Here is a 24023-nt window from a genome sequence, read left to right as displayed (position 1 = left end):
CAACTCCAGCCAGGGACGGCCGCCCGGACGGGCGGCCGTCGTCAGGTGTTCAGGTTGCTTTCGGACTATTTGGCGATCAGCCGCGCGGGAATCTTGATGCCGACTTCCCGATAGTATTTGGCGGCACCGGGATGCAGGGGCATCGGCAGACCGGCAATCGCCTTTTCAACCGCCATCGCCTTGGTGGCGCCGTGGATGGCGTTCAGAAACGGAAGGTTCTCGTAGATGGTCCTGGTGATCTGGTAGACGGCGTCCTCATCCACGTCGGCCCGGGTGGCGAGGAAATTCGGCTGGGCAATGGTGTTGATCGACTTGGTCTGCCCCGGATAGGTTCCGGCCGGAATGACGTAACGGGTCCAGAGGTTCATGCCGCCGTCAGCCTGTTTCAGCTGCTGATCGGTAAAATCGAGGACGGTGATCTTGTCCCCCATGGCCGCCATCGCCTTGGTCACCGCGCTGACCGGCGCTCCGGCAGGAGTTCCCATGCCGGCCACCTGACCGTTCTGCAAGGCGTCGGCCGAAGGACCATAGCCGACATAGACCAGTTTGTAGTCTTTTTTGACATCGATTCCCAGGTTGCCGAGCAGCATGGTATTGGAGCCGAGGGTGCCGGAATTCTTCTTGCCCAGCGCCATCGCCTGTCCCTTCATGGCCACCAGATCGGCAACGGTGCCGGTCTTGGCGAACTTCTTCAGCACGGTGAAATGCTCGACATTCTGCCAGAGCATGGTGACCGCCCGCAGCTCCTTCTGCGGACCGGCTTTGGCAATGGGACCGGTGCCGTTCCAGGCGTACGCACCATACAGCCCCTGCAGGATGGCGAACTGCACCTCGTTGTCGCGCAGCAGCTTGACGTTCTCGCCGGAACCGGCCGAGTTGATGGCCGACATGCCGATCTTCTGTTTCGGCTGCAGCTTGACCTTGACCAGGGTCGACAGGGCGACACCGACCGGATAATAGGTGCCGCCGGTCGAGGCGGTCGCCAGCAGGTAGCTGCGCTCCTTCAGCTTGGCGGCCGCCGGAGAAACCGTGCCGATCACCAGTGCCAGCGCGGCAAGAGTCAGGGCGACCTGTCTGATTCGCGTCATGATCTTCATTTGTTCTCTCCTCCTCTGATGGGTAAAGGGATCACGATCCCGTTGACTGCCTCCTGAGTCCGTGAGTCCTGTTGGATGGAGAGTACAAGTGCTTGGTCTGAATGGGATTTCCAAAAATCTGAAGCGCACCCATAGGTTCGCTGGTGATTTTTAGAAAGCTCAGGCAGGACAATGGCTTGTGCTATCCGCCGACAAGGGGCTCACTGATTCAGGTGATTGCCATTTTAACAAGGCAAGGGCTGTGCCAAAGGGAAACGGAGGGGGAAAACCCGTTTTCAGACAAAAAAAGGGACAATTATCAGCAAGATTTTGCTGATAAAAATCCCCCCGTCGGCAAAAACTTGCTGACGGGGGGACGGGGAGGCTTACTCAGATCACTTCCGGGCAAAAAACCTATTGTATTCGCTCTCTATGAAGACTCTCCGTCCATGAGAAAGTTCCGACGGTCGAGCTGATGGCGGGACATCTTTTCGTTCAGGGTCCGGCGCGGCAGGCCGAGTTCGTCCAGCACCGCCTGGATATCTCCCCTGTGACGGGCCAGCGACTGCTCCAGCAGTTGCCGTTCATACTGTCGCAGCAGCTCCTGCAGACCCGCCCGGGGCGTCTCCGACGCGACCTGCCGCGCCCCCCCGAGGACTGCGGCCAGGCGCTGCTCCCCGGAAAGGGAGGAAAGGACATACCGCTCGGCAATATTCTTCAGTTCGCGTACGTTACCCGGCCAGTCATGGGCCATCAGCCGTCCGGCGGCAGCCGGCTGCAGCGGCGGCGCCGGACGGCGGTAGGTCTCGGCCGCCCGGGCGCAGAAGTAGTCGAACAGCAGCAGGATGTCGCCGCCCCGCTCGCGTAGCGGCGGCACCCGCAACTCGACGACGTTGATGCGATAATAGAGATCCCTGCGGAACCGCCCGGCGGCGCATTCGGCCTGCAGATCGGCGTTGGTGGCGCTGATCAGCCGCAGATCAACCGCCTGCGGCTCGTTGCCGCCGATCCGCACCACCTCCCGCTCCTGCAGGGCACGCAGCACCTTGACCTGCAGCGGCAACGGCATGGTGCCGATCTCGTCGAGGAACAGGGTGCCGCCGTGGGCGTACTCGAAACGACCGATGCGGCGCTTGTCGGCGCCGGTGAAGGCGCCCTTCTCGTAGCCGAACAGCTCGCTCTCGTACATGCTTTCCGGCACCGCGCCACAGTTGACGGCAACGTAGCGGCCCTGCTTGCGGGTGCTGTATTCGTGCAGGCAGCGGGCGACCACCTCCTTGCCGGTTCCCGTTTCACCCTGAATCAGGACCGGAGCGTCGGTCGCGGCGATATCGAGGATCTCCTCGCGCAGCCGGCGAATTCCCGGACAGTTGCCAATCAGGCGCTGCTCCAGGTTCCCCGGGCCGTCCAGACGGCGGCGCAATTCCCGATTTTCGAGAACCAGCCGGCGCTTCTCTCCGGCCCGCTGCAGAATATCGAGCAGCCGCTCCGGCTCAAAGGGTTTTTCGATGAAATCGTAGGCACCCCGACGCATCGCCTCGACCGCCATCTGCACATCACCGTGGGCCGTCACCAGAATCACCGGCAGATCAGCATCGAGAGCTGTCAGCCGGGCGAGAAAGCTCATGCCGTCCATCTTCGGCATCCGCACGTCGGTCACCACCACCCCGTCCAGATCGGCATCGATCTCCGCCAGGGCGCTCGGCGCATCGACAAAGACCCGGACCTCGTGCCCCGCCAACTCCAGCCACTGGGTGGTCGAGGCACGCATCTCCGCGTCGTCGTCGACCAGATAGACCCTGCAGTTGTTCTTCGTCATCGTTTCTCCCCGCCAGACTGCCCGTTCAACAGCGGCAGTCGCACAATAAACCGGGCTCCCCGGTCCGGATTGTTCATCGCCCGAATGGTTCCCCCCAGGTCGGTGACGATCCGGTAGGAGATCGACAAACCGAGCCCCAGCCCCTTGCCGACTTCCTTGGTGGTAAAGAAAGGATTGAACAACTCGTCCAGATCCTGCTCGGCAATCCCCGTCCCACTGTCCCGCACCTCGATCTCGACCTCCTGTCCTTCGACGGTCACTCGGATCCGCAACGCCTTCGGTTCACTGTCGCGCATCGCGTCGATACCGTTGCGGATCAGGTTGACCAGCACCTGCCTGAGCCGGCCGCTGCCGCCGGAAATGATCACCTCCTGATCCGGCAACTCCCGAACCAGCTCAACCCCGGCCTCGCTGAACAGAGGCGCAGTCAGTGCCAGTGCCTCGTCAAGACAGGCCTGGATCGCCACCCGCTCGCGTTGCAGCGGCGCCTTGTGGGCGAAAATCTTCAACTGCGCGGTGACCGAAGCCATGTGTTCGGTGATCCGGGTGATGGCGGCGAACGTTTCCCGCAGCTGTTCCTCCTCGTGACGGTCGAGCAGCAGCCGGCCGCTGGCGGCGTAGGTGCGCATGGCGGCGATCGGCTGGTTCAGTTCGTGAACAATGCCGGCCGACATCTGACCGAGCGCCGCCAGCTTGCTGCTCTGCACCAGTTCCGCCTGGGCGTCGCGCAGGGCCCGCTCGGTCCGCCGGCGCTCCTCGATCTCCTCCTGCAGGCGCAGGTTGATCGCCTTGATCGCCTCGGCCTCACCGGCCTTGCGCCGGGAGAGCTGCTTCTGGCGCCGTTCCCGCATGTACATGCCGCAGGCAAACAGCAGCAGCACCAGCACCGTGCCGATGGTCGCCACCGCCTGGCTCCGCTCCCGCACCGGGGCCAGAGAAGCAAGATGCATCAATGTCCAGTCAAACCCCGGCAACGGCCGGGAAACCAGCAGATAACGTTCACCGTCGGCGCGGACAATGCGCAGGTTCTCGCCGAGAACCTCGATCGTCTGCAGCGGGCTCAACCGTAGAGGCTGGTTGCCGTATTGACGTCCCGCCCGGATTCGCTGCCGCTGTTCAGCGGAGAGCGGCGCCAGGGTGGTGTATTTCCAGTCACTGCGGCTGGAAAGAAACAGCACCCCGTTGGCATCACTGACCAGAACCGTCTCCCCCCCTTCGCGCCAGTCGTCCTGCAGAGGGTCGAGATCGACTTTGACCACCGCCACGCCGAGAAACCGCCCGTCACGACGCACCGGGTGAGACATGAAAAAACCCGGCTGACCGGTGGTCACCCCGATGGCGAAAAAACGTCCCTGTCGCCCCTGCATCGCCTCGGTGAAATAGGGGCGAAAAGCATAATTGCGACCGATGAAACTGGATGACTCGCGCCAGTTGCTCGACGCCAGGGTATCACCCAGGATGTTCATGACGTACAGCGATTCGCAACCGGCCTCCCGGTTCAGTTCCTCCAGGTAACGGTTCACCTGGGGCGAACTGCTCCCCTGCATCAGCATCTGCTGCACCTGGGCATTGCGGGCCAGGACATAGGGAAGATAGGCATAACGATCCAGCGCCCCGCGCAGGGTGCCGGCATAGAGAGTCAGCCGCTCCTCGCCGGTCGCGGTCAGCGCGTCAAGTTCGACGCTGCGGGCCCAGCGGCTGGCCAGCCAGACCCCGCTGATCAGCAGCAGAGCAACAACCAGGATCCATCCGGGAGCAAGCGGTTTGAAGTCTTTCACTTTTCCCGTTGTCCACTTTCCGGTCAGGAGAATCCCCGGTACGACAATCCGCACCGGATCGACACTCAACCAAATACAGCACAGAGGGACTCTGAGCGCAAAGAAACTTTCACCCCACCCCTTTGCAATCTCTGCGCCTTCACATCAACTCTGCCCTGAACCGGTGAGGACGTCAATACCTCAGGGGATGTCCAGGACATCCTCGCGAAGAACCTGCCGGGCCGTGTCCCGGTCATCGGTGGCGACCGCCACGACGCAGAACCCGGCGTCGCGCTGCACCATGGTCAGACCGCGGATATCCACTCCCTGTTCGGCCAGTCTGCGGGCCACCCGCGCCAGGTTGCCCGGCCGGTCGGGAATCCGCAGCACCAGCACCTGGTCGGAAACCGCCTGGTATCCGGCATCCCGCAGCAGGGCCAGGGCCCGGTCGTAGGGTTCGGCCCGTAGCCGCAGGTAGGCGCTGCCCGCGGCGCACTGGGCGTTGATGGTCAGGATGTTGACTCCGCCTGCCGCCAGCAGCTCGGTCAGGTCGGCGATCAGTCCCTTGCGATCCCCGGCAATCACCGTGATCCGTTTCATCGGCAGCCCCCCGCCGCCAGGTCGGCGACAAAACAGTCGATCTGCCCCTTCGAAACATTGGGCAGGACCACCAGGTGCGAGGCGCCGTCGGCGCTGGCCAGCTGCCAGCGCCGGCAGACCGTTTCCGCCGGAGTGGGGAAAACCACCGTGATGGCATTCGGGTTGCGCCAGGCCGCCACGCCCGCCTGCTGCAACCGGGTACAGGCATAGTCCGCCACCTCCAGGCTGCGCGCCACCCGCGCCCGAAAACCCTCTTCGCCCAACTGCCTGATCGCCAGCCACATGATCAGCGGGGTCAGACCGTTGCGCGAACCGCTGATGGTGGTATCGAGATTGCCGATATAGGCAATCGAGCGGGCAATCCGTTCGACATGACGCTTGCGGGCCAGGACGATGCCGCAGGGGATCGGCGAACCGATGAACTTGTGGCCGCTGATCGAGATGCTGTCGGCGCCATCGGCAAAATCGAAGGCGGGACGCGGTTTCAGAAACGGAGCGATGAAACCGCAGAGTGCGGCGTCGCTGTGAATATAGAACCGGCTGATGGCCAGTTCCTGGAAAATCCGGCGGATCCTGCCGATATCATCCTTGCCCTCGGTCATGGTGGTCCCGATATTGGCAAACATGATCGGCACCACATCACGATGCACCCGCAAAGTCTCGCGCAGATCCTCATAATCGATCTCACCACTGGCCTGAGAGCGGATCATGATATGCCGCATGCCGAGCAGATGGAGATTCTTGCTGACGCTGTAATGGGTTCCCTGGGAGAAGTAGACCATCCCCTGCGGAAACAGTTCCCGCGCCAGATAGAGCCCGTAGAGATTCCCTTCGCTGCCGCCATTGCCGACGTACCCCCACCAGCTGTCCTCTTCGGCCCGCAGCAGCCGGGCGGCAAAAGCTACCACTTCCCGTTCAAATTCACGCGAATCAACCTGGTAGGTACTCGGCGCGAAGGGATCGCCGAGATTGTTCAGCGGCAAATCCAGAAAGGGCGCCAGGGCGCTGCAGTCGAAGTCCTTGGCCACCGGGTAGCCGAGAAAGGTTCCGGTCCGCTCGCGAAGGTTGGCGAGCAGCTGCTCCAGGCGGGTCAGGTCCGACCCCGAAAGTCGGGGGACCGTCGGGAAAGAATTCAGGTCATCGGCAAGCATCATGAAAAACCTTTCCGGGATTGACTCCATTCTCGAACCGTAGCCGGCCCATGCCGCCAAGGGCAAAAAAGTCGTTCCACCCCAGCGCAGCATGCCGAGCCTCAGTTCACAAACTCAATTCGGTGTCAGGATATCCGGAACAGCGGCTAATTTCTTTTCAAAATTTTGCCGACGTGCCCTTATTTTGATACAATTTTTCAAAAATAATTATTTTAACGAACGGATTTACCATGACTCTCGATCGACAGGACCGCATCATCCTTGAAATCCTGCAGCAGGACGCCACTCTGCCGGTCGCCGAAATCGCCGCCCGGGCCAACCTCTCGGCTCCGAGCTGCTGGCGACGCATCCGCCAGCTGCGCGAAGCCGGCATCATCCGCCGCCAGGTCGCCCTGCTCGATGCCGCCCGGGTCAACCTCGGCGTAACGGTGATTTCATCGGTGACCCTGCGGGACAAATCGGTGGCGGGACAGAAGAGGTTCGAATCCTTTGCCAACGAGCGGAACGAGGTCCAGGAATGCCTGCTGTTGAGCGGTGGGCGCGACTACCAGCTCAAGGTGATTGTCCCGACCATCAAGGATTACGAACATTTTCTCACTTCCGTACTGCTGGATCTGCCGATCGTCGAGTCAGCCGAATCGAATTTCGTGCTGCGCGAGGCGAAGCAGACCACGGCACTGCCGCTGGGGCTGACAAGCTTGGGCCTGCAGGACTGACAGGCGCCCCCCTGAGCGTCATCTGTAAACCTCGTTTCGCCCGACAAAAGTGTCAAGCGCAACTTTACACTTTACACTCTGACAGTGACGCTCTAAACTGATGGAAAGCTGACACACCGTCTTTGCCGCATACAGTGCCTGCCCAACCCAAAGGACCACCATGTCGACACCCAAAAAGAACGCCCATGACCGGCAACCGGGCCTGCGAATGAGCGAACTCGTCCGCCAAACCGGGCTGCCCAAATCCACAATCCTTTACTACCTGGACCAGGGCTTACTGCCGCAACCGGTTAAAACCAGTCCGAACATGGCCTATTACGCCCCCGAATGCGTGCCCCGCCTGGCCCAGATCAAGACCCTGCAAACCCGCCATCGTCTGCCGTTGCAGAAGATCGGGAAACTCCTTGAACTCAAGGACCAGGGACAGGAAATCACACCGTTCATTGAACTGCACCACGCCATTTTCGGCGATCAGGATGGCCCGTTGCTGGGCCGGGAGGCCTTCTGCCAGAGGAGCGGCCTGACCCCGGAACAGCTGGCTGCTTTCGAAAAAGCAGGGCTCTTGCTGCCGCTCAGCAGAGAGGGCTTCGACCAGCAGGACCTGGCCATGGGGATTCTCTATGCCCGGGGACTGGCCCGGGGAATCACTCCCGAAGAGATCAACTTTTATCCCACCCTCGGCAAACAGATAGTGGACCGGGAGATGGCCCTGCGCAACAGAATCACCGGGCCTCTGCCCGCGGACGAAGATGCTGCAGCAACCCTGCAGCTGGTGCAGGCCGCCCGTGCCACCCGCAGTTATGTCATCGACCGGCTGTTCCAACGCCGGGTCGCCGCCAGCAGCAATCTCAAGGATGAAAGTCTCTTGTCATGAAGCAGCTCCCGGCACTGATGCCGGCTGCGGCCCTGACCTCTTTCTTCATCCTCGGACGCGTCAACCACTTTTCCCTGTCGCTGATGCGCCCCCTCAGTCTGGGACTGTTCCTGGCTGCAGTTTGGTCGCTGGCAGTCCTCATGCGTTCCAGACGTGCCTCGGCCCTTGAGAAGGCGATCTGCTGTTATCTGGGACTGGCCGTCACCGGTTTCTGGCTCCGACCGGACGACCTGGGACGGCTGCTGGCCGACTGGCCGGAAACCTCCCTCTACGTTATTTTCATGGTCATGGCCGTCGCGCCGCTGTTGTGGGGCGGCGAACCCTTCACCACCCACTTCGCCAGGAGACGGGCGCCCCCTGAAGTCTGGGAGCATCCGGTCTTCAAACGCATCAATCTGCACATGACCGGAGTCTGGGCCGGGATTTTTTTCAGCTGTGCCATCTCAACCGCCATTCCCTCGATCTGGCCGGCGCTGTCGGCCGGCCCTCTGGAACTGCTGTTTCGAGTCATTCTTCCTGCCACCCTGCTACTCGGCATCGGCCTGCCTTTCACCCGCGGCTACCCCGCCCATTACCAGCGTAAACTTGGCCTCGAACCGGTTTCGACCGGCCATTCAGTCTCCGGCACAAAACCAGCCGGACCATTCTCACCGGTGCCCGTCAAGGCATCATCTTCAGACGAGGAGGCTCCCATGTCGAATTCACAGACCATCGTCGCCATCAACGGCTCACCCCATGCCGGCATCGGCAACACCTCTTTAATGCTGGAGATGCTGCGCCCCACCCTCAAGGAACAGGGCCTTGAACTGGAGGTCATCAACCTCTCTGAGATTGAGCTCACATATTGCCACGGCTGCGCCTGGTGCCTGGAAAAAGGCCAATGCTGGATCGATGACGACCACCGGAAAACCACCCGGAAACTGCTCGCCGCCGCCGGTGTCATCCTGGCCTCTCCAGTCTATTTTCACCAGGTGACGGCGCAGATGAAAACCTTTATCGACCGCAATCTGGCTCTTGGCCATAAACCCCGTCCGAACTGGAAGCCCGGCCTGGCAGTCAGCGTCTCAGCCGGTCTTGGAGAATCGGACACCGCTGCTTACCTGGCCGAGATTCTGCGTTCCTTCGGTGCCTTTTCCGTCGGCAGCCTCACCGCCATGGCAACCAACCCCGGTGAGTTCGTCGGCGAAGAGGCGGTTCGGCAAAGGGCTGTCGACCTGGCCGGAGACCTGGCCCGCGCGGTACGGGAGAACCGTCGATACCCCGCCACGGATCAGGATCTGCGTTTCTACCAGTTCATGAGCAACCTGGTGCGGACCGAACAGGACGGGGTCATGAAACATGATCACCAGCACTGGCGGGAACTCGGTCTTTACCGGGATTTCAACGCCTATATCGGCCAGGAGACCAACCGGCAGTCCCGGATTGACACCCGCCTGCGCGAAGAGTGGATACGCCAACTGATGACCGAAAGAGCGGCAGGAAAAACCAGGCAGGCGGAAACAACATCAGCCCCCGAAGCGGCTGAGGGGATGAACATCTCAACCTGTCGGGAGTTGCTGGAGGGCATGCCGCGGGTCTTCAACCCGGACATGGCGGGCGACCTCAGGGCGAATATCCAGTTCGAGGTAAGTGGCGCGGAAAACTTCATCGCCCATCTGAGCATTGCCGATGGCTGCTGCAGCTTCCGGGAGGGTCCGGCGGACCGGGCGGAACTGACCGTCAAGACCCCCGGGGAGGTCTGGCTGGCCATCGCTCAGGGCAAACTTGACGGCCAACAGGCACTGATAAGTGGACAATACACGACCCGGGGCAACCTGGGATTGTTGCTGAAACTGAAAACGCTCTTCTCTCGCGCCCCGCAATCCTGACCGGGAACAACCTTGTCCACTTACGGTCCTGCAGCCGTGAAACCGTCCCCTGCCGCAGGTTGCGGCTACTGCCTGATACCTTGAATCTGCGGGCTGTTCTCAACCTTGTCGCCGACCGTGATGCCGCCGGCTTCAAGAGTCCTGTCCCGGGTCAGGACAACAACCCGGATTCGGCGAACCGGGCCCGGTCATGCGGCCGGGCGTAGTCGAGCAGCGGCCCCCTGGGGATGATCCCGGTCGGATTGATGGTCGGATGGCTGGCGTAGTAGTGGGTCTTGATCTGGTCGAAATCGACGGTCGCGGCGATGCCCGGCTGCTGGTAGAGATCGCGCAGGTAGCCGGAGAGGTTCGGGTAATCCTCAATCCGCCGCAGGTTGGCCTTGAAATGCCCGACATAGACGGCGTCGAAGCGGACCAGGGTGGTGAACAACCGCCAGTCGGCCTCGGTGATCCGGCCGCCGAGCAGATAGCGTTGTCCGGAGAGGCGCTCTTCCAACCAGTCGAGAGCGACGAACAACCGTTCACAGGCCTCGTCGTAGGCCTGTTGGCTGGTGGCGAAGCCGACCCGGTAGACACCGTTGTTGACCTCGGCGTAGACCCGCTGGTTGACCGCGTCGATCTGCTCCCGCAGTTCAACCGGATAGTAATCATCCCGGTTGCCGGTCAGCGCATCGAAGGCGCTGTTGAACATGCGGATGATTTCCGACGATTCATTATTGACGATGGTCCGCCGCTGCCGGTCCCAGAGAACCGGCACCGTGACCCGGCCGCTGTAGTCGGGAACGGCACGCAGGTAGAGTTCGTACAGGTAGCGAATCCCCTCGACCGGCCCTGAAGCACTCACCTCTGAACCGAGTTCCCAGCCGTTGGCCCCCATCCGCGGGTCAACCACGGTAAGACCGACCAGGTCCTGAAGCTCCTTGAGCCGGCGGAAAATCAGCGTCCGGTGGGCCCAGGGACAGGCCAGGGAAACGTAGAGGTGATAGCGCCCGGCCTCGGCCCGGAACCCGCCCGTGCCGCTCGGCCCGGCCCTGCCGTCCGCGGTCACCCAGTTGCGGAACTGCGCCTCAGCGCGGACGAAAGCTCCCTTGTTCGACCTGGTGTCGTACCATTGGTCCCGCCAGACTCCGTCAACCAGCAATCCCATACCCGTCTCCTTTCAGCAACCGATCTTCTTCTACAATAACTGAAACAGGGAATTGCCGCTTTACGGAACCGCCGAAAAGACGGTGGCGGACCGTTGCCGATCCGCCACCGCTTTCCCGTTCTGGCTCAGACCTGAATCGATGATGAATTCACTGATTCAGGCCAAGGACAGCTAATAATTTTCCCCCAGCAGTTCGAAATGCGCCCGGGCATGGGCACAGGCCGGGCAGACATCGGGGGCCCCGGAACCCTCGTGCAGGTAACCGCAGTTGCGGCAACGCCAGACGGTCGTCTCTTCGCGCTTGAAGACCCGGTCGTTTTCAACATTCGCCAGCAGAGCCAGGTAACGTTTTTCGTGCTGTTTTTCAGCCACCGCAATCGCCTGGAAAATATCGGCGATCTCAGCAAACCCTTCTTCACGGGCGATCTCGGCGAATTCCGGATACATGACGGTATGCTCGTGGTTCTCGCCACCGGCGGCTTCTTTCAGGTTGTCGGCGGTGGAACCGATGACCCCCGCCGGAAAAGCGGCGGTGACCTCGACCTCGCCGCCTTCCAGCAGCTTGAACAGGCGTTTGGCATGTTCCTTTTCCTGATCCGCCGTCTCAATGAAAATATCGGCGATCTGCACGAAACCTTCCCGCCTGGCCTGCGCGGCAAAATAGGTATAGCGGTTACGGGCCTGGCTTTCACCGGCGAATGCGGTCAGAATGTTTTTTTCAGTACGGGTTCCCTTGAGTGATGCCATCTGTTCTTCTCCTTGCTGGTTGTGGATAGTATAATCCTGAATCCGTGAGTTTATTACCGGCGAACAGCGCAAATCATTGACCTGCCTGCGCTTCCCGAAAATCACCGGCGAACCTGGAGGTGCGCCTCAGATTTTTGAAAATCGCATTCAGATCAAGCACCGGCACTCTTCATCCGGCATAAACCCGCTGATTCAGGATATGGCCCCAACAGCGGGGCCGAAACGTCAACGCTGTTTTTCAATTTCGTCCAGAGGAATCCCCATGGCTCCGGCCACCCCCCTGCCATAGTCCGGATCGGCCCGAAGACAGTTGCCGATATGGCGGATCTTGATCTCACGCGGGGCATCGCCCATGGCCCTGGCGGTATTACCGAACAAGGCCTCTCGCTGGGCATCATTCATCATCCGAAACAGGTCTCCGGCCTGACTGTAATCGTCGCCGGCATCGTCCCGGTGGCTCCAGTGGGCAGCCGCGCCCGACAGTTCAAGGGGGGGCTCGGCAAAATCGGGCTGCTCCTGCCACTCTCCGTAGCTGTTCGGTTCATAGCCCGGGGTACTGCCGTAGTTACCGTCAACACGCATGGCACCGTCACGGTGGTAGCTGTGAAACGGACAGCGGGAAGCATTAACCGGAATCAGGTGATGATTGACTCCGAGCCGATAGCGCTGGGCATCACCATAGGCGAACAGGCGACCCTGCAGCATCTTGTCCGGTGAGAAACCGATGCCGGGGACGACATTGGCCGGGTTGAAAGCGGCCTGTTCCACTTCGGCAAAATAGTTGTCCGGATTGCGGTTCAGTTCAAGCACCCCGACATCCATCATCGGGTAGTCGCCGTGCGGCCAGACCTTGGTCAGATCGAAGGGATTGAAAGGGCAGGCAGCCGCCTGTTCATCGGTCATGATCTGGATCTGCATTTTCCAGCGGGGGAAATCCCCCCTCTCGATACTCTCGTAGAGATCGCGCTGGTGGCTTTCCCGGTCACGGCCGACAAGTGCTTCGGCCTCGGCGTCGGTCAGGCACTTGATGCCCTGCTCGGTCTTGAAGTGGAACTTGACCCAGCAACGCTCGCCCGCGGCATTGATCAGGCTGAAGGTATGGCTGCCGTAGCCGTTCATGTGACGATAAGAGAGGGGAATGCCCCGCTCGCTCATGGTTATCGTCACCTGGTGCAACGCCTCCGGCAACAGCGTCCAGAAATCCCAGTTGTTCTTTGCACTGCGCAGGTTGGTACGCGGGTCGCGCTTGACGGCATGGTTGAGGTCGGGAAACTTCAGGGGATCCTTGAGAAAGAAAACCGGCGTATTGTTGCCGACCAGATCCCAGTTGCCTTCCTCGGTGTAGTATTTCATGGCAAAGCCGCGAATATCCCGTTCAGCATCGGCCGCCCCCCGTTCTCCCGCCACGGTCGAGAAACGCACGAAGACTTCAGTTTTTTTACCGACCTCGGAAAAAATCTTCGCCCGGGTGTAACGGGAAATATCGTGGGTCACGGTAAACGTGCCATAGGCTCCGGAACCCTTGGCATGCATGCGCCGCTCGGGAATCACCTCACGATCAAAAGTGGCCAGCTTTTCCAGCAGCCAGACATCCTGCAACAGCGCCGGACCACGCGGGCCGGCAGTCATGGTGTTCTGGTTGTCGACCACGGGCGCACCGGCGTTGGTGGTCAGTTTGGTCCGCTTGTCAGATTTTTTTTTCGGCATCGGCTGTCTCCCATGTTGGCAAAGGGTTTGTCTTTGCTCCACCTCAAAACCGTTGCCTCCTGTTATACCACTACTTATGGATACGTCAATATCTATAGATAATTATTTTCCATAACGGACAAAAAACTGCCGCCGTGAGTGTCTGCCGGTGATGAGGACCCTACGATTCCCGGATGCGCTGACAGGATGGACAGATCCCGAAAAACTGCACCTGATGCGCCACAATCCGATAGCCCGAGTTCCGCTCGGCTTCAGCGGCCATTGCGTCAAGCAGAGGGCTGTCAGAATCGATGATGGTCCGGCACCGGGTACAGATCAGGTGGGGATGGGGATGAGGCCTGTTGCCGTCGTAACGGTTGCTGCCGTCGGCAAAACCGATTTCCAGAATTTCGCCGATCTCCTTGAGCAGATTGACCGTTTTGTAAACTGTGGCCAGGCTGGTGGTCGGAAAATGAACCTTGACCTGTTCATGAACCTGCTCGATGCTCGGATGTTCTTCACTATGCAGAAAGATCTTGAGAATCGCAATCCTCTGCGGCGTGATACGGCATTCACGTTGACGAAGCTTGGCGATGATGTCATCAAGTCGTTCCTGCATGTCGGCCATGGTCGGGCTGTCTCCGGGCGAGGAGCCTGTCGACAGCTCCTGCAAAGGAAAATGAATCTCTATAAAGAATTACAGACTCCCGAAAGGGAGTCAAGCCGCTCCCGGAAAACAGCCCCTGCCCTCAAGCCTTCTCGACGGCCGGAGCAGCCTTGAGCCCGAGCTTCTCCACCGCCATCTCCCGCAATTTGTATTTCTGCACCTTGCCGCTGGCGGTCAGGGGAAATTCGCTGACGAAAAAGACGTAGCGCGGCTTCTTGTAGGAGGCGATCCGTTCACGACAGAAATCCTGCACATCCTCCTCGCCGAGGTCGACATCCTGCTTGAGGATAATGAAGGCACCGACAACTTCCCCGTATTTGCGATCCGGAATGCCGACCACCTGCACATCGAGAATCCCCGGCATGGTGTAGAGGAATTCCTCGATCTCGCGCGGGTAGATATTCTCACCACCGCGGATGATCATGTCCTTGATGCGGCCGGTGATACGATAGTAGCCGTTGGCATCCACTTCCGCCTGGTCACCGGTATGCAGCCAGCCGTCGGCATCGATGGCAGCGGCGGTCTGTTCCGGCATGTTGTAGTAGCCCTTCATGACGCTGTAGCCACGGCAGCAGAGTTCACCCGGCTGTCCGGGAGCACAGATTGCGCCGGTTTCCGGATCGACAATTTTCGCCTCGATATGCGGCAGCACGCTGCCGACCGAAGCGGTGCGGTAGGCGATACTGTCGTCGGTGCGGGTCTGGGTGATGACCGGCGAGGCTTCGGTGAGTCCGTAGGCGATAGTGATCTCGCGGCAGTGCATCTTCTCCATCACCTGCTTCATGGTCTCGACCGGGCAGGGAGAGCCGGCCATGATGCCGGTACGCAGGGAGGAGAGATCAAACATCTCGAACATCGGGTGATCGAGTTCGGCGATGAACATTGTCGGCACTCCGTAAATCGCCGTGCACTTCTCCTTCTGCACCGCCGCCAGGGCCATCAATGGGTCGAACACCTCCAGCGGTACCAGGGTGGTGCCGTGGGTGAGAGCCGCCATGACTCCGAGCACACAACCGAAGCAGTGGAACAGAGGAACCGGCAGGCAGAGTCGGTCGGCGGGGGAGAAATTCTGCCGCTCGCCGATGAAATGGCCGTTGTTGAGAATATTGTGGTGGCTGAGCATCACCCCCTTGGGAAAGCCGGTGGTTCCGGAGGTGTACTGCATGTTGATGACATCGTGCGCCGACAGGGATGCCCTGATCGCGTTGAGCTGCTCCGAATCGCCCTGGCTGCCGAGCTGCAGCAGCTCGCGGGTATTGTACATGCCGCGATGCTTCTCCTGGCCGATGTAGATAACGCTTTTCAGCTGCGGGAAGCGGGCGCTCTGCAGATGTCCGCGCTGGCAGCTGCGCAGTTCCGGAATCAACTGGTAGACGGTATCGAGATAATTATGATCCCGGAAGCTGTCGATGATCACCAGCGCCTTCATGTCGGCCTGCTTGACCACGTACTCCAGCTCGAAGCTGCGGTAGAGGGTGTTGACGGTCACCAGCACCGCGCCGATTTTGGCGGTGGCGAACATGAAAGTGATCCAGTCGGGGACGTTGCGCGCCCAGATACCGACATGATCCCCCCGGCCGATGCCGATGGCCAGCAGTCCTTTGGCCAGGTCATCCACCCGGCGGTTGAAATCGCTGAAACTCCAGCGCAGGTCCCGGTCGGGATAGACCACGAAGTCGTGGTCGGGAAGCTCCCGGACCTGTTTTTCGAGATAATCCCCGATGGTCAGATCAGTCAAGGACATGGGTTCAACCTCCAGGGGTCAGAAAGGCGCGTAGACGACGGCCAGAATCCGGGCCGGTCCCGACAGGGCGTGGACGTCGTGGGGAACGATAGAATCGTAATAGATGCTCTCTCCGGCTTCCAGGGTATAGCTGGTCTGGCCGTAGCTGATCTCGATACAACCTTCGAGGACGTAGAGAAACTCTTCCCCCTCGTGGGACGAGAGGGGAGCGGCATCACCCTCGCGCGGCAGGACATCAATCACAAACGGTTCCATGTGGCGGTCTTTTTTACCCGCCCCGAGAGCATAGAAGTCGAGCGCGCTCTGTCGTGCCGAAGGGTCCTTGCCCGAGAAGCGGACGACGTTGGCCGACTCCCCGTTCTTCACCAATGCCGGACCATCGTGCGGCTCATCGTCAAGCAGGGTGCCGAGCCGGACTCCGAGGGCCCGGGCGATCGTCATCAACGGCGTCAGGGACGGAACCAGCTCTCCCGCCTCGATGCGGTTGAGAAGGTCGACATGACACTGGCTCTGCTCGGCCAGCTGTTCGATGGACAGCTCCCGCGTTTCCCGCAGCCGGCGGACTCTGGCACCAAGTTTATTGACATCGGACATTTGTTTATCCTCCTTTAAATCCAGTCTCTTACGCAAAAAGACCGGGCTTTGACAAGGATCGCAGATTAGCACAACTTCAGCATGGGGCAAAGAACTGACCACCAAAAAAAAGGTGCCCGAAGGCACCCTTTTGTTATTCACTCATAAGACAGACTTTCTCAGGAGCTGACCACGGCCAGCATCCGGGCCGGGCTCTCTCCGAGGCCATGAAAACGATGGCTGCGGGAGGCATCCAGGTAGACGCTGTCGCCCTGTTCAAGCCGGTAGGTTCGGCCGTCGTAAAGCAGCTCGATGGCACCTTCCACCACGTACACGAATTCCTGGCCGTCGTGGCTGATCGGCTCGCCTCTCGGTACCCGGGGGTCAAAGGTCAGCATGAAGGGCTCCATGACGTGGCCGACCGTTCCCGGGCGGGTCAGGGTGCCATAAGCATAGCCCTGCTCGGTATTGCCCTGCTGGCCGGCGAAGGACGTACCCGCCCGACAGATGGTCAACGCATCCGAAACCGTCCCGCCGCCATGCATGAGTCCTTCAAACCTGGAACCCAGAATCCGCGACAGCTTGATCACCACGCCGACCGAGGGAACGGCAGTCCCCTCTTCGTAGGCCTGCAACCGGGACAACTCCAGCCCGGCCAGCTTGCAGACTTCCTGCTGGCTCAAGCCCTGGGCTTCGCGTAATTTCTGGATTCGTTCCCCGACATACTTGCGCATAACGGTCCTCTCTTTTTCGTTTTATCAGGCTATCTGCTTCGTTCCAGTCACTCTAGCCAGAAACAGTCATGACAAAATCTTCCCTCTCGCCCGTTCGCATTCGCTCACTCAAGACGCAGAGGCACGGAGAAAACCTTTTTGCCTGAGGCCAGACAAGATCTTAAGCCTTGCCCTTTGCGTCTCTGCGCGAGGCTTACCACCACCGTTGAAGGCGGTCGAGACGTGCCCGCATGCAAGGCGTCTCACGCGCCGAGGAATGAGGCATAGCGGCAGCTACGTCGGAATGACGAGGCGCGGAAGCAACGCAGCAGGCGGGTGCGTATCGGCCGCCCTCACTACTTAAACATCCCTCCTGGCGGGCACAATCCGTCCGCTCATCAACCGCAGATAATTCCAGTAGCGTTCAATATTCGGCTGCAGGCTCTCTTCGGTGACCCCGGTATTCCGGAAGCGCCGCTGCAGGGAAAGGTACATCATCAGCGCCTCGGCGGAAAAGTCCGGTTCAACATTGATCACGTACCTCTCACCATCGAAGATCTCGAACACCGGGAACAGGCCGGAACGAACCGCCAGGCGGACCAGTTCGATGCCCATGGCCGGTTCAGATTTCCAGCCGGTCGGACAGGGAGAGAGAACGTGCAGGAACCGGAACCCCCGGGTGTCCAAAGCATACTGGAGCTTGCGCAGGGTATCATCGCCATGCGCCAGGGAGATGGACGCCGCGTAGGGAATGCGGTGGGCCGCCATGATCCCGAGAATGTCTTTCTTGATTTCCCGCTTGCCGCTCGGGGTGCTGGTGGTCGCGGCCCCGGCCGGCGTAGCGGAAGAACGCTGCCCGCCGGTGTTGCCGTAAATTTCGTTGTCGTAACAGATATAGAGGATATCCTCGTTACGCTCGGCGGCCGCCGACAGGGTGCCCATGCCGATGTCGTAGGTGCCGCCGTCACCCGCCAGGCAGACGATCCGCGTCCCTTCACCGTTGAGCTGCGCCACCGCGGCCAACCCGCTGGCCACCGAAGCGGCCGAGGCGAAGGTGGACATGATGGTCGGAATGCCGAAGGCGCTTTGCGGGAAAGTCCCGCCGGTCACCGCGGCGCAACAGGCCGGAACCACCATCTTCAGCTCATGGTCGGCCGCGGCCCGCCTGAACATCTGCATCAGGTTCGACATGCCGCAGCCGCCGCAGTTGCTGTTTCCGGGGCGCAAAAGAGGATCGCGCCGGTCCTTTTCGGTCAGGGCTATCCCATTCAGGACAGGTTCGTTCATCAGGCCACCTCCACGATTCTCGGCGCACCGGCCTCATGGGACTGCTCGAGTTCGGCCAGCAGGTCGAGCATATGCTCCGGGCGCACGTCGCCTCCCGCTACGCCGATCATGTAACTCTGGACAATGGCGGCGGGATCGGCAAAGCCGCGCACCTCGCCCCAGAGCACCCCGCCGAACCCCAGACTGACATCGCGATCCAGGACCGCAACGCGTTTTTTCCCGGCAAACAGCTTGCGCAGGTCCGCGTCCGGCAGAGGGCGGAACATCCGCACCCGTACTGACCCGACCGCCTGTCCCTGCTCACGCAACAGGTCAACCACCCGTTCCGCCGTCACCCCCAGCGTGCCCATGGAGACAATCAGGGTCTCGGCATCTTCGGCACGATAGGCCACCAGCGGGTCGGCCGGCCGGCGGCCGAATATCTCTTCAAACGCGTCCTGAACCTCGGCATAGACCTCCCGGGCTCCCCGCATCGCCCGGTGATGCTGAGCACGGTGCGCCGCCGACTGGTACGGCAGCTCCATCTGCCCCAGGGTATGGGCGGTTTTGTCGAGGCGCTGGGGCACCTCGGTCGACGGCAGAAAACGATCGACCTGGTCCTGGGTCGGGATTTCGACCTGAGCCATGGTATGCGAAAGGATAAATCCATCCATGCAGCAGAGGGCGGGCATCAGCACGCGCGGATCCTCGGCCAGCCTGAAGGCGCAGAGCACGGTATCGAAAACTTCCTGGTTGTCGGCCGAGTAGAACTGCAGCCATCCCAGATCCCGCAGCAGCAGCGAATCACCATGATCGGCCCAGATGTTCCAGGGCGGACCGAGGGTGCGGTTGGCAATCGACATGACGATCGGCAACCGGTAACCGGCCGCCGCCGCGCAGTTCTCGACCATATAGGCCAGCCCGTTGGAGCTGGTGGTGGTGAAGGAACGGGCTCCTGCAGCCGAGGCGCCGATACAGACGCCCATGGCGTTGTGCTCGCTGTCGACCCGAATCACCCGCCCCTTCTCGATCTTTTGGCCACACAGGTATTCCATGCACTCGGTGGACGGAGTGATCGGATAAACCCCGCTGCAGAACCCCCTGGCGGTACGGTTGGCCCGTCCGGCGAAGGTCGCCGCGAGAGCGGCAGCGTGATTGGCACTGAACAACTCAACTGACATGACCTAAGCCTCCGCGCTTTTATCGTTCAGATCCATGGCCCGCCGCGGGCATTCCGCCACGCAGATGCCGCATCCCTTGCAGTACTCCTCGTCAATCCGGTAACCCTCCTCGGTACGGTAGATGATCCCCTCGGGACAATAAACCAGGCAGGTGTCGCATTGGGTGCAACGCCCGCAGGAGAAACAGCGCTCGGCTTCCTCCTGTCCGGACAGACCAAGATTGACCTCTTCGAAACTGTTTCGATAGCTTTCCAGCACCTTGTGCCGGTCCTGGTGCGGGGCGAGAATGGGGAAGTGCGAGAAACGGATCTGCGCCGGAGCCACGACCGAACCCCGGTCCGGCCGCTTCACCGCGGATTCAACTCCATCCAGGGCCGCCAGGACCTCCAATGCCGCCAGGCGACCATTGCCGATGGCATGGGTGACCGTGCCGTCAGCAGTGGAACAATCGCCGGCAAACCAGATATCGACCGGCCCCTCAGCAGACCAGACCCGGCCATCGCGCAACTGCCAGGATTCCGGCAGCAACTCCGTTTCATTCCCCTGGCCGAGGGCCAGCAGAACCCTGGAGCAGGTCATCTCGTGGGTCCGTTCGGTCACCATCGGCTTCCTGCGGCCATCGGCGTCAGGCTCGCCCAGTTCGACCTCGGCCAGCACGATGCCGGCCACCCGGCCGACCCCGCGGAAGGCGACCGGCTGTCGCAGGGCCAGCAACTGGACCCCCTCGCGCAGGGCATCTTCAATCTCCTCGGTAATGGCGGGCATTTCCTCGCGACTGCGGCGGTAGACCAGCTTGACCGAATCGGCGCCGCTGCGAACAGCGCTGCGAGCGCAATCGATGGCGGTGTTGCCGCCGCCGATCACCACCACGTCGCCACTCAACGTCGCACCTCCCCGGCGACTGCGGGCCAGAAAATCGAGCCCCTGGTCAATCCCGTCGAGCTGTTCACCGGCAGCGGCAAGAGTGTAGGCATCACTGAAGCCCTTGCTGACGATCACCGCATCAAATTTATGGTACAGACGCTCCATCTCATCCCGGTCAACCGGATGTTCGCACTCGCAGCGGACCCCCAGGGCAAGAATGCGCTTCAGGTCGCGCTCCAGAGCCTCTTCCGGCAGACGGTAAACAGGAATGCCGTAACGCAGCACGCCGCCAAGCTTTTCGGCCTTTTCGAAAATCGTCACCTGATGACCGCGCCGCGCCAGCTGGTAAGCGGCACTCAGCCCGGCCGGACCGCCGCCGACGACCGCAACCGAATGCTCTCTGTCGGTTTTCTGCGCCGGCAGGGCCAGGCCGGAATGGTCCGAGATCCAGCGTTCCAGGCTGCGGATATTGACCGCGCCGTCCATCTGGTTGCGATTGCATTCGTGCATGCAGGGCGCCGGGCAGACCCGTCCGCAGACCGACGGCAGGGCCTGGGTTTCCAGCAGCACCCGGGCGGCGGCATCGGCACCGGCGGTTTTCAGTGCCTGGATAAAGCCGACCACGTCGTTGCCTGCCGGGCAGGCGTGATTGCAGGGGGCGACATAGTCCTCGTAACCGGGCAGCTGGGTACTCCAGTCGCCGGTTTTCAATTGCGGGGGGATATCCTCGGAATGTTCGGTCTGCGGCTTGACCGCGGGGAGGTCATCCGGATCGCCCCCGGGGGACGGTCCCACCGCAGCAAGATCCGGCTGCCGGATCTTCACCTTCTCATAAGCTTCTCTGGCCGCTGGCAGATCCTCTGAAAGGCCCATGCGGGTATAAACATCTTCCAGCACCTCCAGCGGCAGACCGAGGAGCCTGGCATAGGCTCCGACCAGGGTGGTATTGATGATCACCACGGTACTGGTGCCGATACCATGCTCGCGGGCGATACCGGTGGCATCGATGATGCCGAACCGGTAGGCGGCAAACTGCCCGACACAGGTCTCGACGTCCTCAGCACTGTTGAGCAGAATAACAGCACCGGGAGCAACCCCATCCAGCACCTGGGGACCGAGCAGAGCCGCATCGAGCACCAGCAGGTGATCCGGCCGGTAGACCTTGTTGCGGTTCCTGATCGCCACGCGATTGACCCGGGTAAAGGCACGCACCGGGGCCCCGGAACGCTCGGCGCCGTAATCACCGAAGGTCTGGACGTGAAGCCCCATGCGGGCATAGATCGCCGCAATCAGTTTGGCGCAGGTCACACCACCCTGGCCGCCGCGACCATGCAGCCGGATTTCCAGGGGAAACGAGATATCACCCGGCAGCCCCGGCGACAGTGAACCCGCGGCCCCGGAAGGCTTTGACTCATGTTGAACCATAAATTTTCCACCTCACAACGTCCGAATTTGCCACGACTCCGCTCCTGCGGTCATCTCAGAAGAGTATAGCAACGAGCCTGCCATGTTTCGTTCCATCAACACAAAAAACGGGACGACCAAACGGTCCCGACCGGACGATGATCATAGAACATTGTATTCAATGGACTTTTCATCTTCAAAGATGGGGGGAAACGGGGAGAGTTTTCCTGGTAACCGGCGGGATTTGCCGGAACGGACGAACAAACAGGCCGGGCATGAAGACAGGACTGGAAACTATAGTTTCCAGCAACAAACGCAACATTGGCCAACGGATTGTTTCTGAAAGGGAAATAAGCTATTGGAAACTTTTGGTTCCACCGGTAGGCCTGGTTTCCATTTGATATTTCTTCAGTTTTTTGAGCAAGGCGGTATGCGACATCCCCAGCAGCAGCGCCGCCTGGCGCTTGCTGCGGGCGTGTTGAAGGGCCTCGGCAATCAACCGTCGTTCCAGTGCTTCGACCTGGCGCGCCAACGACTCCCTGAGAGAATCATCGCCCCTGCTGAACGTCCCCTCAAGCTCGAAACTGAAGCGAATACATTCGGCACCGATCTCCTCCCGGCCGCTGAGAATGGCCGCCCGCTCGATAACGTTGCGCAGTTCGCGCACGTTGCCGGGCCAGTGGTGGCCCTTGAGCTTGGCGAAGGCCGCCGGGGTCAGCGGGCGGGCACGGAGACCAAGGCGGGAGTTGACCTGGAACAGGAAATGCTCAGCGAGCAGCGGGATATCTTCGAGCCGCTCCCGCAGTGGCGGGATATGCAGCGGGAAGAGGTTGACCCGGTAGAAAAGATCCTCGCGGAACAGCCCCTGCCTGACCAACTGTTCAAGATCACGATTGGTGGCGGTAATGACCCGCGCATTGACCCTGATTTCCTCATTGCTGCCGACCCGACGCAACTTGCCGTCCTGCATCACCCGCAGCATCTTGGCCTGCAGGGTTGCCGGCATCTCGGCGATCTCATCGAGGAAAATGGTGCCACCCCGGGCCGCCTCGAAAAGGCCCGCGCGCCCCTCCTTTTTCGCCCCGGAGAAGGCGCCGCCGACATAACCGAACAGTTCGCTCTCAAGCAGGGTCTCCGGCAGGGCCGCACAATTGACCGGCAGAAAAGGTCCCGTACAGCCGCTGGCGACGTGGATGGCGCTGGCGAACAGTTCTTTGCCGGTGCCGCTCTCGCCGCGGATCGAGACCACGCCGTCGGTCGGTGCGATCTTCTCGGCAAAGGCGATCGCCCGGCGCAGGGCCGGGCTCTGACCGACCATGTCACTGAACGTGACCTGCGGTTCGCCGGCCACCGCACTGGCCGCTTCGCGCAGGTCGCGCAGGTCGCGCAGCACTTCAACCGCACCAACGATGCGCTGCTTCGAATCACGGATCAACTCGCCGCTGGCGAGATACTGGAAGCGGCGCTGGCCGCGAACGAGGCTGCGCTTGACATTCTGGTAGCTGCGACCTTCGAGACAGGTGAGCAAGCTGGTGTCCGGCAACGCGAGGTCTCGCAGGTTACGACCCACCAGGGGCTGCTCGTCCAACCCCAGCATTTTGCGCGCCACACGGTTGATGGTCGTCAGCTCACCCTCCTCGTTGACCGAGAGGATACCGTCACTGACACTGTCAAGGACCACCTGGAAGCGCCTTTCACGCCGCTCCTGCGGCATGGTGGGGATCAACTGCAGCGACTGCAGGACGGGCAGGGACTGCAGCGCCTCAAGCAGTCGCCCCTCGGCCGGCGAATGCGGTCCGGGCTCCAGTTCGAGGTAGACAAAGGTGGCCGAATCCTTCTTCTCCATCTCCATGCTGAGGACATTGACGTCATCCTCGGCCAGCACCGCAGCGATTTCCGCCAGCACACCGACCCGGTCAACCACCTGCAGCTTGAGCTTGATATTGGATGTCATGACAACCTCAAAACCCGAATCCGTGAAGAGCGGAGCTACGCAGCAGCAACGAAAGGCGCGAGCAACGCAGCAGATGGGTGCTTTTCAGCCGCCCCCCCACGAAAAGTTCCAAGGTGGCTCAAATGTCGTTAGATGCAAGGCGGCCAGCGCCTGAGGAATGAGGCGTAGCGCCAGCTACGTCGCAGTGACGAAGGCGTTGGCCAACGAAGCAGATGA

Annotated in this window: 19 protein-coding genes; 3 read left to right on the top strand and 16 right to left on the bottom strand. The window is 61.0% G+C overall.

What is annotated here, in order from left to right; all coding sequences use genetic code 11:
- Positions 1–65: 65 nt before the first annotated feature.
- The 5 genes from B5V00_RS13960 to B5V00_RS13940 all read right to left on the bottom strand — a co-directional run bounded on the left by B5V00_RS13960 (position 66) and on the right by B5V00_RS13940 (position 6406).
- A complete protein-coding gene (locus B5V00_RS13960) occupies positions 66–1097 on the bottom strand; it encodes a TAXI family TRAP transporter solute-binding subunit (RefSeq protein WP_085011431.1) in 1032 nt (343 codons plus the stop codon).
- 409 nt (positions 1098–1506) lie between these two features.
- On the bottom strand, positions 1507–2895 hold the full coding sequence (locus B5V00_RS13955; RefSeq protein ID WP_085011430.1) for a sigma-54-dependent transcriptional regulator: 1389 nt from the start codon (positions 2893–2895) through the stop codon (positions 1507–1509).
- A complete protein-coding gene (locus B5V00_RS13950) occupies positions 2892–4673 on the bottom strand; it encodes a sensor histidine kinase (protein ID WP_139800787.1) in 1782 nt (593 codons plus the stop codon). The genes B5V00_RS13955 and B5V00_RS13950 overlap by 4 nt, the downstream gene beginning before the upstream one ends.
- Before the next feature lie 180 nt (positions 4674–4853).
- Positions 4854–5252, bottom strand: a complete 399-nt coding sequence (locus B5V00_RS13945) for a hypothetical protein (RefSeq protein WP_085011428.1) — start codon at positions 5250–5252, stop codon at positions 4854–4856.
- Complete coding sequence (locus B5V00_RS13940; RefSeq protein WP_139800786.1) at positions 5249–6406, bottom strand: histidine decarboxylase; 1158 nt, start codon at positions 6404–6406, stop codon at positions 5249–5251. Before B5V00_RS13940 ends, B5V00_RS13945 begins: the two co-directional genes overlap by 4 nt.
- Positions 6407–6633: 227 nt before the next feature.
- Between B5V00_RS13940 and B5V00_RS13935 the strand changes: the two genes are divergently transcribed.
- From B5V00_RS13935 to B5V00_RS13925, 3 genes are all read left to right on the top strand, one after another.
- Positions 6634–7119, top strand: a complete 486-nt coding sequence (locus B5V00_RS13935) for an Lrp/AsnC family transcriptional regulator (protein ID WP_085011427.1) — start codon at positions 6634–6636, stop codon at positions 7117–7119.
- A gap of 160 nt (positions 7120–7279) precedes the next feature.
- Positions 7280–7993: a MerR family transcriptional regulator gene (locus B5V00_RS13930; RefSeq protein WP_085011426.1), complete on the top strand. Its 714-nt coding sequence runs from the start codon at positions 7280–7282 to the stop codon at positions 7991–7993.
- Positions 7990–9861: an NAD(P)H-dependent oxidoreductase gene (locus tag B5V00_RS13925; RefSeq protein ID WP_085011425.1), complete on the top strand. Its 1872-nt coding sequence runs from the start codon at positions 7990–7992 to the stop codon at positions 9859–9861. Before B5V00_RS13930 ends, B5V00_RS13925 begins: the two co-directional genes overlap by 4 nt.
- A gap of 151 nt (positions 9862–10012) precedes the next feature.
- Here the strand turns inward: B5V00_RS13925 and B5V00_RS13920 are convergent, their stop codons facing one another.
- From B5V00_RS13920 to B5V00_RS13870, 11 genes are all read right to left on the bottom strand, one after another.
- Positions 10013–11008: a glutathione S-transferase family protein gene (locus B5V00_RS13920; protein WP_085011424.1), complete on the bottom strand. Its 996-nt coding sequence runs from the start codon at positions 11006–11008 to the stop codon at positions 10013–10015.
- 171 nt (positions 11009–11179) lie between these two features.
- Positions 11180–11755, bottom strand: a complete 576-nt coding sequence (gene rbr / locus B5V00_RS13915; RefSeq protein ID WP_085011423.1) for a rubrerythrin — start codon at positions 11753–11755, stop codon at positions 11180–11182.
- Between the two features lie 225 nt (positions 11756–11980).
- On the bottom strand, positions 11981–13462 hold the full coding sequence (locus B5V00_RS13910) for a catalase (protein WP_085011422.1): 1482 nt from the start codon (positions 13460–13462) through the stop codon (positions 11981–11983).
- A 160-nt stretch (positions 13463–13622) separates the two neighbouring features.
- On the bottom strand, positions 13623–14069 hold the full coding sequence (locus B5V00_RS13905; RefSeq protein WP_085011421.1) for a Fur family transcriptional regulator: 447 nt from the start codon (positions 14067–14069) through the stop codon (positions 13623–13625).
- A gap of 121 nt (positions 14070–14190) precedes the next feature.
- Positions 14191–15852 (bottom strand): AMP-binding protein, encoded by a 1662-nt coding sequence (locus tag B5V00_RS13900; RefSeq protein WP_085011420.1) that lies wholly within the window; start codon positions 15850–15852, stop codon positions 14191–14193.
- 18 nt (positions 15853–15870) lie between these two features.
- The gene (locus B5V00_RS13895) at positions 15871–16446 is read right to left on the bottom strand and encodes a helix-turn-helix domain-containing protein (protein ID WP_085011419.1); all 576 of its coding nucleotides are present in this window, start codon (positions 16444–16446) and stop codon (positions 15871–15873) included.
- A 158-nt stretch (positions 16447–16604) separates the two neighbouring features.
- A complete protein-coding gene (locus B5V00_RS13890) occupies positions 16605–17159 on the bottom strand; it encodes a helix-turn-helix domain-containing protein (RefSeq protein WP_085011418.1) in 555 nt (184 codons plus the stop codon).
- A gap of 339 nt (positions 17160–17498) precedes the next feature.
- Complete coding sequence (locus B5V00_RS13885) at positions 17499–18425, bottom strand: thiamine pyrophosphate-dependent enzyme (protein WP_085011417.1); 927 nt, start codon at positions 18423–18425, stop codon at positions 17499–17501.
- On the bottom strand, positions 18425–19585 hold the full coding sequence (gene porA / locus B5V00_RS13880; RefSeq protein WP_085011416.1) for a hypothetical protein: 1161 nt from the start codon (positions 19583–19585) through the stop codon (positions 18425–18427). The genes B5V00_RS13885 and porA overlap by 1 nt, the downstream gene beginning before the upstream one ends.
- A gap of 3 nt (positions 19586–19588) precedes the next feature.
- Complete coding sequence (locus B5V00_RS13875; protein WP_085011415.1) at positions 19589–21874, bottom strand: FAD-dependent oxidoreductase; 2286 nt, start codon at positions 21872–21874, stop codon at positions 19589–19591.
- A gap of 334 nt (positions 21875–22208) precedes the next feature.
- Positions 22209–23807, bottom strand: a complete 1599-nt coding sequence (locus B5V00_RS13870; RefSeq protein ID WP_085011414.1) for a sigma 54-interacting transcriptional regulator — start codon at positions 23805–23807, stop codon at positions 22209–22211.
- Positions 23808–24023: the final 216 nt, after the last annotated feature.

Origin of the sequence: Geothermobacter hydrogeniphilus (assembly GCF_002093115.1) — a bacterium.
Taxonomy (GTDB): domain Bacteria; phylum Desulfobacterota; class Desulfuromonadia; order Desulfuromonadales; family Geothermobacteraceae; genus Geothermobacter_A; species Geothermobacter_A hydrogeniphilus.
This window is presented reverse-complemented; position numbering and strand designations above follow the sequence as displayed.

Bases quoted from the DNA above. Each gene is read 5' to 3' on its own strand.
- B5V00_RS13895 (WP_085011419.1), bottom strand. From the start codon at position 16,446: ATGTCCGATGTCAATAAACTTGGTGCCAGAGTCCGCCGGCTGCGGGAA.
- B5V00_RS13930 (WP_085011426.1), top strand. From the start codon at position 7,280: ATGTCGACACCCAAAAAGAACGCCCATGACCGGCAACCGGGCCTGCGA.
- B5V00_RS13885 (WP_085011417.1), bottom strand. From the start codon at position 18,425: ATGAACGAACCTGTCCTGAATGGGATAGCCCTGACCGAAAAGGACCGG.
- B5V00_RS13940 (WP_139800786.1), bottom strand. From the start codon at position 6,406: ATGATGCTTGCCGATGACCTGAATTCTTTCCCGACGGTCCCCCGACTT.
- B5V00_RS13960 (WP_085011431.1), bottom strand. From the start codon at position 1,097: ATGAAGATCATGACGCGAATCAGACAGGTCGCCCTGACTCTTGCCGCG.
- B5V00_RS13870 (WP_085011414.1), bottom strand. From the start codon at position 23,807: ATGACATCCAATATCAAGCTCAAGCTGCAGGTGGTTGACCGGGTCGGT.
- porA (WP_085011416.1), bottom strand. From the start codon at position 19,585: ATGTCAGTTGAGTTGTTCAGTGCCAATCACGCTGCCGCTCTCGCGGCG.
- B5V00_RS13900 (WP_085011420.1), bottom strand. From the start codon at position 15,852: ATGTCCTTGACTGATCTGACCATCGGGGATTATCTCGAAAAACAGGTC.
- rbr (WP_085011423.1), bottom strand. From the start codon at position 11,755: ATGGCATCACTCAAGGGAACCCGTACTGAAAAAAACATTCTGACCGCA.
- B5V00_RS13910 (WP_085011422.1), bottom strand. From the start codon at position 13,462: ATGCCGAAAAAAAAATCTGACAAGCGGACCAAACTGACCACCAACGCC.
- B5V00_RS13935 (WP_085011427.1), top strand. From the start codon at position 6,634: ATGACTCTCGATCGACAGGACCGCATCATCCTTGAAATCCTGCAGCAG.
- B5V00_RS13945 (WP_085011428.1), bottom strand. From the start codon at position 5,252: ATGAAACGGATCACGGTGATTGCCGGGGATCGCAAGGGACTGATCGCC.
- B5V00_RS13955 (WP_085011430.1), bottom strand. From the start codon at position 2,895: ATGACGAAGAACAACTGCAGGGTCTATCTGGTCGACGACGACGCGGAG.
- B5V00_RS13920 (WP_085011424.1), bottom strand. From the start codon at position 11,008: ATGGGATTGCTGGTTGACGGAGTCTGGCGGGACCAATGGTACGACACC.
- B5V00_RS13905 (WP_085011421.1), bottom strand. From the start codon at position 14,069: ATGGCCGACATGCAGGAACGACTTGATGACATCATCGCCAAGCTTCGT.
- B5V00_RS13925 (WP_085011425.1), top strand. From the start codon at position 7,990: ATGAAGCAGCTCCCGGCACTGATGCCGGCTGCGGCCCTGACCTCTTTC.
- B5V00_RS13875 (WP_085011415.1), bottom strand. From the start codon at position 21,874: ATGGTTCAACATGAGTCAAAGCCTTCCGGGGCCGCGGGTTCACTGTCG.
- B5V00_RS13890 (WP_085011418.1), bottom strand. From the start codon at position 17,159: ATGCGCAAGTATGTCGGGGAACGAATCCAGAAATTACGCGAAGCCCAG.